6 protein-coding genes are annotated in these 8,746 nt (G+C 54.1%); all 6 read right to left on the reverse strand.

The genetic code is table 11. The annotated features are described in order from the left end of the window. Positions 1–978 (reverse strand): hypothetical protein (locus GX466_07890; protein NLH94117.1); only part of this gene is annotated, 978 nt, incomplete at its 3' end. A gap of 711 nt (positions 979–1,689) precedes the next feature. Continuing rightward, positions 1,690–2,781, reverse strand: a complete 1,092-nt coding sequence (dprA, locus tag GX466_07895) for a DNA-protecting protein DprA (protein NLH94118.1) — start codon at positions 2,779–2,781, stop codon at positions 1,690–1,692. Next, a complete protein-coding gene (gene obgE / locus GX466_07900; protein NLH94119.1) occupies positions 2,778–3,788 on the reverse strand; it encodes a GTPase ObgE in 1,011 nt (336 codons plus the stop codon). The genes dprA and obgE overlap by 4 nt, the downstream gene beginning before the upstream one ends. 18 nt (positions 3,789–3,806) lie before the next feature. Continuing rightward, on the reverse strand, positions 3,807–5,291 hold the full coding sequence (locus GX466_07905) for a T9SS type A sorting domain-containing protein (GenBank protein NLH94120.1): 1,485 nt from the start codon (positions 5,289–5,291) through the stop codon (positions 3,807–3,809). 34 nt (positions 5,292–5,325) lie between these two features. Further along, positions 5,326–6,678, reverse strand: a complete 1,353-nt coding sequence (locus tag GX466_07910; protein NLH94121.1) for a DUF1838 family protein — start codon at positions 6,676–6,678, stop codon at positions 5,326–5,328. A 237-nt stretch (positions 6,679–6,915) separates the two neighbouring features. Further along, entirely contained in the window at positions 6,916–8,457 is a 1,542-nt protein-coding gene (locus tag GX466_07915; GenBank protein ID NLH94122.1) for a YifB family Mg chelatase-like AAA ATPase, read from the reverse strand. Between the last annotated feature and the right edge of the window lie 289 nt (positions 8,458–8,746).

Genomic DNA, 8,746 nt, shown 5'->3' on the forward strand with positions numbered 1-8,746 from the left:
ATAATCCGGGGTTCCCCAGGTAGGCTCATACAGGATCTCCTCTGGGATGAATCCGATTCCCTGAGGATTGGGGCCATCGGTGGCGATGACAACACTGTCCGGATCGAGAATCTCATACCAGTTTTCACCAGGCCAAGCGCCAGCCTTGAAAACGGTGCAGACCTCGTCGCCGGTATTGGCGGTGAAAGTGTAAGCTTCAGGACCAGCGCCAGTGGCAAGTGTGATGTTCTCCAGAACGATGGCTCCATTCACATATACACTCAGTAGGCTGGTGTCCCAGCCATCACCATAGTCGTCGTAAAGGTTCACGGTATAGGTGCCGGTTGCAGGAGCGATCAGGGGTTGGGGCGGCTGGGGAACATCAATACCGGTGGGTGGGTTCGTGCCTTCGCCGTCCGTGGCGATTACAACATTGTTCGGATCGAGAATCTCATACCTGTTTTCACCAGCCCAGCTGCCGGCAGTGAAGATAGTGGAGATAATGTCGCCGGCATTGGCGCTGAAAGTGTAAGCTGCAGGACCAGCGCCGGAGGCAAGGGTGATGTCGTCCAAAACAACGACTCCATTCACCAGGACATCCAGTTTACCATCGTTCCAGCCATCACCATAGCTGTCGTAAAGTTTCACGGTGTAGGTGCCGGTTTCAGGGGCAGTAAGGGGTTCGGGCGGAACAGTCCAGCCAGTTACCTGTTGATAGAACCGGACGATGAAGGGCTCTTGCGCGTTGGGGGTGCCGGGATACCAGTCTCCGGCAAAGGATCCGCAAGCGCCATAAAACTCGACTTTCTTGATTGGATCGGCAACGTTAACGAAGTTGTCGGCGATCTCATAGTCGACATCACCGGCGGTGTCCAGGGCACTGGTGTACAGGTTTCCGACATCGCTGAAGCAGGGTTGGGTGTAAACTTCCGTGTATTGAGCCGACATGCTGAAGGCAAATGCCACCAATATCACGGTGAATAAAAGAACTTTCTTCATTTGTGAATTCTCCTTTGTAGTCGCCGGGACTCATCGGTGAGCCCTGGCAATCTTTTTTCGTTAAAACCAAAGACTTAAAGCGGATTCGCCAAGCCTTCCCAATCACATTCTATGTTTTCAGCTTTGCCTGAAAAAAAATTCAAACAAGACTGACGAGATTTCATATTTTTACCCGCAACACCCATAAATGCAATTATGTGCCTCATCAAGCCAGTCTGAAAATTTGTCAAGAACTTTCTCAAGCTTTCGAATTTACCTTCCCATCACATATTACTGATCTCCCTTCCAAACGGATTACCGACCCGGTTTGAAAGAGGGCCTGATTCAATGGAAAGCCACAAATGCTTAGTCACAGCAGTATCCTGTCAGTCAAGCCCTGAACGCTCGAGTCCATCGCACTCCCATGCCTCCCGTACGATTCTCGCATCAAATGCGGGTATCATGCGGGAGGCGCGTCCGTGAACCGGGACAGGGCCTTAACGGCCTGATAGCATTGCTTCTCCCAGGCCACTTCACATCTCCGCTATTCTATGATGCTCTCCGGGGCCAAACCACACGATTTGTAAGAGAGCCGGGTAGTTAGGGGAGATGTGCTTGAAATGGAGGAAGGAGTTGATAGCTTGGGTGGGACAAGAAAAATGAGAACGGGGAACGCCGAAAAAGAGGATTCTATGGGAAGACCTAAAGTTGTGCTTTATGTGGGCACGGTCATCAGCCCAGGATGAAGGAATTGCCTCCGGTTTTACTGATACAGCCCTTTAGTTCAAGGTTTAGAAGGAGGGTGGAAAGTTTGCCGAACTTGTGGCCGGTGCGGATCAACAGATCGTCGAAACTCAACTCGCGTTGTTCGCTTGTGAAGAGGTCCAAGAGCTTTTGCTCGTCGGCGCTGAGTTCAGGCAATATCTCCAACTGCTGATTGTCAGTCACATCCAGGCCTAGGGCGGAAAGGATGTCCTCCGGGGAGGTGACGCATTGGGCTCCGTTTTTGATCAGGTAATTCGGCCCCTGCGCGTTGGGGTGGTTGATTTCGCCAGGGAGGGCCATCAGATCGCGGTTTTGCTCGATGGCATGCTTGGCGGTGATCATGGCGCCGCTGTCCAGAGGGCCTTCCACGATGAAGACATTCCGCGCGAGGGCTGAGATGATTCTGTTGCGCGCGACAAAGTTCCAGGGGTCGAGTTTGGTGCCTGGCTCGTATTCGGAAACCAGGGCGCCGCGGGTGATTATCTGATTGGCCAGGTCGCGGTTGCTGGGAGGATAGATGGTCTCGAGGCCGCTGGCGAGCACGGAGACGGTCTGTGAACCGTTTTCGAGGGCGGCATAGTGAGCCACTGTATCGATGCCGATGGCGAGTCCGCTAATGATTGTGGCGCCATGTTTGCAAACGGGAGCTAGCAGCTTGGCGCAGCTTCCCCGGCCGTAAGCTGTGGGTTTGCGGGTGCCCACCACGGCCAGGCAAACCCGCTCCAGCGCCGGGGCCAAATCACCCCGATGCCAGAGAATCAGTGGCGGGGCAAGGATGTTGGCCAGGCCAGGGGGATAGTTGTCGGTACCATAAAACACAGCTTCGATGCTGTAATGCTCACATAGCTTGGTGATTTGCTGCAGCCGGGGATGTGGTGTTGCGTTCCGCAAATGCTCCAGCAGAGCTGGATCAAGGCGATTGTCGGTATAGAGGGGATGGTCTTTTTTCCCCACGAAAGCCAGCGGATCGGGATATCTGGACAGAAGGTCCAGCGCGGCCCTGTGTTTCAATCCGGGCGCAGATTTGAGGCAGAGCCAGGCCTGAAGTTGTTTGGTCATAGGTTTTGCAGCAATTTGAAGAGCCGGTATTTCAGTTCATCCAGGTTGATATGGCCCACTGAGGAGATGGGGATGGTCTCCACCCCGAACTCTTTTTGGAACTGAGAGTTAACGGTAGAAACAAGTTCATCGCGCTCTTCGGCGGGAATGGTGTCAAGCTTGCTGAATGCCACCAAACTGGGTTTTTTGCTCATTAAGGGGTCATAGAAATACAGCTCGGAACGCAGGGTGCGAAAGGTATCAACAAGGTCAGGCGTGCCAATGTCGATGAGAAAGAGTAACAAGCTAGTGCGCTGAATGTGGCGCAGGAACTGGTGTCCGAGCCCTTTGCCCAAATGCGCGCCTTCGATGATGCCGGGAATATCTGCCATCACAAAAGACTGGTAATCGCTAACGCGGACCACGCCCAGCATGGGTTCCAGGGTGGTGAATTCGTAATCCGCTATCTTGGGCCGGGCGGAGGAGAGCGCGCTCAGGAGGGTTGATTTACCAGCATTGGGAAATCCAACCAAACCCACATCCGCCATGAGTTTGAGCACAAGCTCCAGCTCCATTTCCTTTGTGGTTTTGCCCAGGGTGGCGCGTCGCGGGGCCTGGTCTGTGGGGGTGGCGAAATTGCAATTGCCCTTGCCGCCTCTGCCGCCCCTGGCCAGGATTATCTCTTCGTTGTGGGTGGTGACATCGGCGATTTTCAGCTTTTTGCCGTCTTCACCCACGTGGAAGATCTCGGTGCCCAAAGGCAGGCGCAGATAGACATTGGCTCCGCCAGCACCGGATTTTCTGGCTCCGGCGCCGGGTTTGCCGTTTTCGGCGCGGAAGATCTTGTTGTAGCGGTAGTCGAGCAGGGTATTAACATTCTCGTCGCCAACGGCGATCACTGAACCTCCTCGGCCACCGTCACCGCCATCCGGTCCGCCCTTGGGGATGTATTTCTCCCGGCGGAAACTCACAACACCATCGCCCCCGTTACCGGGTTTGACGCTTATCCGGGCATAATCGATGAACATCTAACGCTATGTTATCCTTTATTTTGTGATCACAAAACGCTGGTTGGCAGTCCTGCCGCCCTGCGTTATCCGAAGAAAATAGACACCGCTGTCCAGCCCAATTCCGTTCATGGTGCCATTCCAGGGCAAGTCCAGATTGGTTTGCGCGCTGTTTCCTTCAAAGAGGGTGCCCAGTTTCTGGCCGCGCAGATTGTAAACCCGAACGCTAAGCGCGTCCTTGGTGAGCCCTGAAAGGCTGATCGTTACCGGCTCTCCGCCCCGGAGCGGATTGGGGAGGCGGCAACTGAATTTAGCAGCGGGGACCTGGACGGGGTCATCAGCGCTTACCAGGATGTGGAAATCCTCCACCACGTCGATGGCGTTGTCGCTGTAGCGAAGCGTTACAGAATCAGGAAGATAGGGAAGCTGGACAGAGTATATGACAGGCTGGCTGTAGTTGTAGCTTTGAGGCATGGGCTCGAGGATTTGGCTGTCGGGAAGCTCCAGCTCCATCACTAGGGGAAAATCGCCTTCCGCGTCGTTATAATTGAATCTGAACTTAGTCGTGTCAAACCAGATATCGCTGCAGACAGGCAGGGTATTTTGCGCCACCTGATAGTTATGGTCTTCGAAGAAGAGGATGCCGGGAGTGCTGTAATCGCCTATGCCGAAGCTGAATTCCTGAGTGCTTGGATTCACGGAAATGTTCATGGTGACGCTGGCAGCCACGAGGGCATTCACGGAATTGGGCCAGGCGCCAAAATCAGGGTCATTGGTCAGGTCGGCCAGATTGCAGCTCAGAAAAAGCTTTCCGTCCATCACCATGCTCTGGACGTTGCCGATGCGGGTGAAAGAGGGAATGCCGGTGTCGCTCATCCTTAATTTGTAGAGTCCAGGCTGGATCAAGTCAGTCACGTAAAAGGAATAGACCATAGCGTAGGAAAGTGAGTCCATAATCGTATCCGGGTTGGAAATGGTGGTCAGGTAAACATTGTAGGAAAAAATGCTGTTGAGGGTTGGAAAGCTGTTCGTAACATTGGCTAAAGCCGAGTAGAGTTTGGTTTGGGTGGCGCCAAACCAACTTTCCGTGAGGTCGAGGTGGGGCATATATATGGTGATGGAATCCCCCGCCGCGTCAGTGCCGATTTGGCCCAACTGCCCCAATTGAGGGGGAAAGAGATCGGCATTAAGATACGGTGTGTGCATGTAAACCAGGTTCTCGTTCATGAGACTCAGCTCCGTTCGCAGGCGGTAACGCAGGTTTTGCCCAAATTCGTAGGGAATCAGGGCCTGCATTTGCTGATCGCTGTATATTCCGCTGGAGGCTTGTTGCCAGACGGCGCCATCGGGGCTGTACCAGCACTGGGTGTCCAAGCCCAGACCGGTGGGATCGGTCCAGCGCAGGCGCAGATTGCCATCCGCGCAACGTGAACTGTGGATAAGGTTTAGATAAGGGTTCAAGCCTTGGGCGCCCAGCAGGGCGGTCCCGAGCAACAGCAGGCAAAGAACGAGTTTGGTTTTCATATCAGTTTCCTTGGTGAATCAAGATGTTTTTGAGTTATGGTTGTTCAGGCTCGATCAGGCCGGACTCGGCCATCTTTTTAAAGTTTGTCCAGATGGTGGCGTTGGGCTGGCTGTAAGCATCTGGGGCCCGCGCAAATTCCGGCGCGTTGGTCAAAACGTAGTCTTTAAGATATTGGGGTAAATCTTCGAAACCGCCTTCCAGCTTGCATCCGCGGCCCGTGATGATGATATTTCCCGGACGCTCGCCCATCCGCATGAAAGGCAGCCAGGGATAGATTCTGGTGAAGGTGTACAGGGCTGGAACGCTCTTTAGTAGCGGATCTTCCAGATCGCTTTGCTTAACTAAATACTGGGAAAGGTCTGCCGCTTGATAGGTGTCGCTTTGGGAAAAGAGAGGATATTCCTGACGGGGAAGCGCGTTTGGATAATAGGGGAAGAGGTCATTGTGCCAGACAAACTGATCGCCCACCAAGCTGGAAGGCAGCACCAGATGCAGCAATTGGAAATACTCGTCGGTGAAGCGTAGATCCATATTCGCGGGGTCGTTAAACACGTGCAGCACAGGCACATTCCTGCCCGAAACAGGGTTCTGCCAAGTGGAGAGGATCTCGCCACTCTGGCTGTGCAGAAACAGCATAACCTCTTTGCCCAATAGCAGGTAGCCCCGCTCGTCTGGAACAGCGCGCACAATATTGTAACCCTCCACGTCGAAGAGGTCCTTGCGCCGTTCGCCAGGAATATAGCTGTAAGCTTTCCCTTGCCAGTGGATAACGCATTCCTCGCCAGAGAGGTCGGCCCGGGTGCGGATGTAGTTGTCCAGGTAATCCTGATTGGGGCGCTGGATTTTAAATGAGGTGATGATGGCCTCGAAATCCGCTTCCACCTGCTCGAAATACCAAGTCTCCTCGGCGCTGCAGGTTAGGGTGTAAAGCATCTTCTGATAAGGAACATGGACCCGGATAGCCCTAAGGTTCAGGGCTCCGTAGAGTGGATAGCTGAAATCAATGCGGTGGGCTCGGTGTGTTCCAAGGCTGATTTCTTGGGAGGAGCTGATCCTAACAGCTTTGGAATCCAGCGAGGGGTTCTCTTTCTTCAGATCAGAGAGCAAATCATCGTCATCCCTATCCATGAAGGCTGTGAAATCCAGCACCTCTTCGTCCAGAGGGACAACCTCCACCCGGAAAGTGTTGGGCAAAGAGGCTTTGTCCATTTGCGAACTGGCCTCGAACCAGCCGCTCTCAGCCAGTTGCTTCACTTGCCAATCCGCTGGATACTTCAGTTTGTAGGTGAATTTGGGGTTTTCGTGCGTTGCCCAGCCAGTGGCCTCTGCCCCGCAAAACAGGGCTGGAGCCAGCAACAACAGGCAGAATATGGCTTGGAACCGCATTTTTCCTCCAGGAAAGGCAATCTTAATACTTTGTTGCACTAAAAAAACTTGTTCAAAAAGTGTCAAGCGGGAATCTCTGCCACCCCGGCCATTCCAGTGTCTCCAGAGCCTCATCGCAGTGTAGATGCAGCAAAACAAGCAGTAGCAAAGCCGCGAAAATGGCGTTGCGACCGCCATCAAAAGCGGTCGCAAGGGTCCCTTCCATAACCCCAGCTCCATTTTGGAGGTTATATTTGCTCAACCCCAGTATTTGCGGTCCAGGGTGCGGTACTGGATTGCCTCTGAAATGTGGTCGCTATTGATATTGGCCAGGCCTTCGAGGTCGGCGATGGTTCGCGATACTTTCAGGATTCTGTCAAATACGCGGGCGGAATAGCCCAGATGGTCAATGGCGTGCTGCATCTGGGCCTGGCTGTCTGCATCAAGCTTGCAATATTTTCGCAGCAGGCGCGAACTCATCTGAGCGTTGCAGAATATTCCTTCATCGGCATAGCGGGCGCGTTGAACTTGCCGGGCTTTGTTAACCCGGGCGCGGATGACGGCGGAGCGGTCTCCGGAAGGCAGACCGGACAAGTCGGCGTAGCTTACGCTGGGGACTTCCACGTGAATGTCGATACGGTCTAAAAGTGGTCCGGAAACCCGGCCGCGGTAACGCGCGATGGCACCTGGCTCGCAGGTGCAGTAATGATTTGGGATGTTGGCTCCGAAATAGCCGCAGGGGCAGGGATTCATCGAGGCGATGAGCATGAAATCAGCAGGAAAAGTAAGGCTGGTGGCGGCCCTGGAGATGGTTACGATCCCGTCCTCCAGAGGTTGGCGCATCACTTCCAGCACCCCGCGTTTGAACTCAGGCAGCTCATCCAGAAACAGCACACCGAAGTGCGCCAAAGACACTTCCCCGGGCCGGGGGAAAGTTCCGCCACCGATCAACCCGTTTTCGCTGCAGGAGTGGTGCGGAGCGCGAAAAGGCCGGGTAGTGAGGATGCCGTTTTTGAAGTGCTTGGAATAGCCGGCCACGGAATGGATCTTGGTGGCCTCCAAAGACTCGTCCAGAGAGAGCTCCGGCAATATCGTAGGCACCCGGCGCGCCAGCATGGTCTTGCCGCTGCCGGGAGGGCCGATCATCAGCAGGTTGTGGCCTCCCGCGGCTGAGACCTCCAAGGCGCGCTTCACCTGATATTGGCCTTTCACGTCGTGCATATCCACGGGAAAATCGTTCAGCACGGAGAATATCTTGTCCCTGTCAACCGTCGCCGGTTTGATTTCGATTTCGCCACGCAGATAGAGCACCGCTTCTCGCAGCGAGGTCACCGGGATCACTTTCAATTCCTCGATGATGGCGGCTTCCTCGGCATTTTCGTAAGGCAGCACCAAAGCATCCATGCCATCTCGCTTGGCGGCCAGGGCTATGGGCAAAACGCCCTTCACGGGGCGCAGATTGCCGTCCAGCGAGAGCTCGCCGATAATCGCGGTTTGACTGAGGTATTCCACTGGCAGTTGTTTGATGCTCTGCAGCACGGAAATGGCGATGGGAAGGTCCAGCGCGGCGCTGTCTTTCTTGATGTCGGCCGGGGCCAGATTGATGGTGAAACGCTTGATTGCGGCCTCGAAACCGGAGTTGCTGAGCGCCGCGAAAATGCGGTCTTTGCTCTCCTTCACGGCGTTGGATGCCATGCCCACGATGTTCACGGAATACATCTGCCCGGCGCTGTCACATTCCACCGTCAGCAGCTGGCCGTCGATTCCGATCGTAGTGTATGTCTTTACAATACCTACCATTTACTTGAGTCCTTGCTCTGTTTGTCAGCTCCGGTCACACTAATCAACATTCGCCTTAGCGGTCAAGGAAAAATCTGTTTCCTCCAAGTCAGAGGCACCTTTTCTCTGGAAAAATAAGTAGTCATCAGACAGCAATAGCCTGGCACATATGCTTGAAAAGTTTCTATTTGGCTCTCGATCAAACCGTTTTAGTAAGGTCTTGAGGGATAAAGAAATTCTTATCTACTGCCATGTCCTGTCGGCCACGTCCTGAGCGGTTGAGTCCATCCCACTCTCATGCCTCCCGCAT

It is taken from the genome of Candidatus Cloacimonadota bacterium, assembly GCA_012516855.1.
GTDB lineage: Bacteria > Cloacimonadota > Cloacimonadia > Cloacimonadales > Cloacimonadaceae > Syntrophosphaera.

Coding starts and splice junctions, on each gene's coding strand:
- GX466_07905 (NLH94120.1), bottom strand. CDS start 5,291: ATGAAAACCAAACTCGTTCTTTGCCTGCTGTTGCTCGGGACCGCCCTG.
- obgE (NLH94119.1), bottom strand. CDS start 3,788: ATGTTCATCGATTATGCCCGGATAAGCGTCAAACCCGGTAACGGGGGC.
- GX466_07915 (NLH94122.1), bottom strand. CDS start 8,457: ATGGTAGGTATTGTAAAGACATACACTACGATCGGAATCGACGGCCAG.
- GX466_07910 (NLH94121.1), bottom strand. CDS start 6,678: ATGCGGTTCCAAGCCATATTCTGCCTGTTGTTGCTGGCTCCAGCCCTG.
- dprA (NLH94118.1), bottom strand. CDS start 2,781: ATGACCAAACAACTTCAGGCCTGGCTCTGCCTCAAATCTGCGCCCGGA.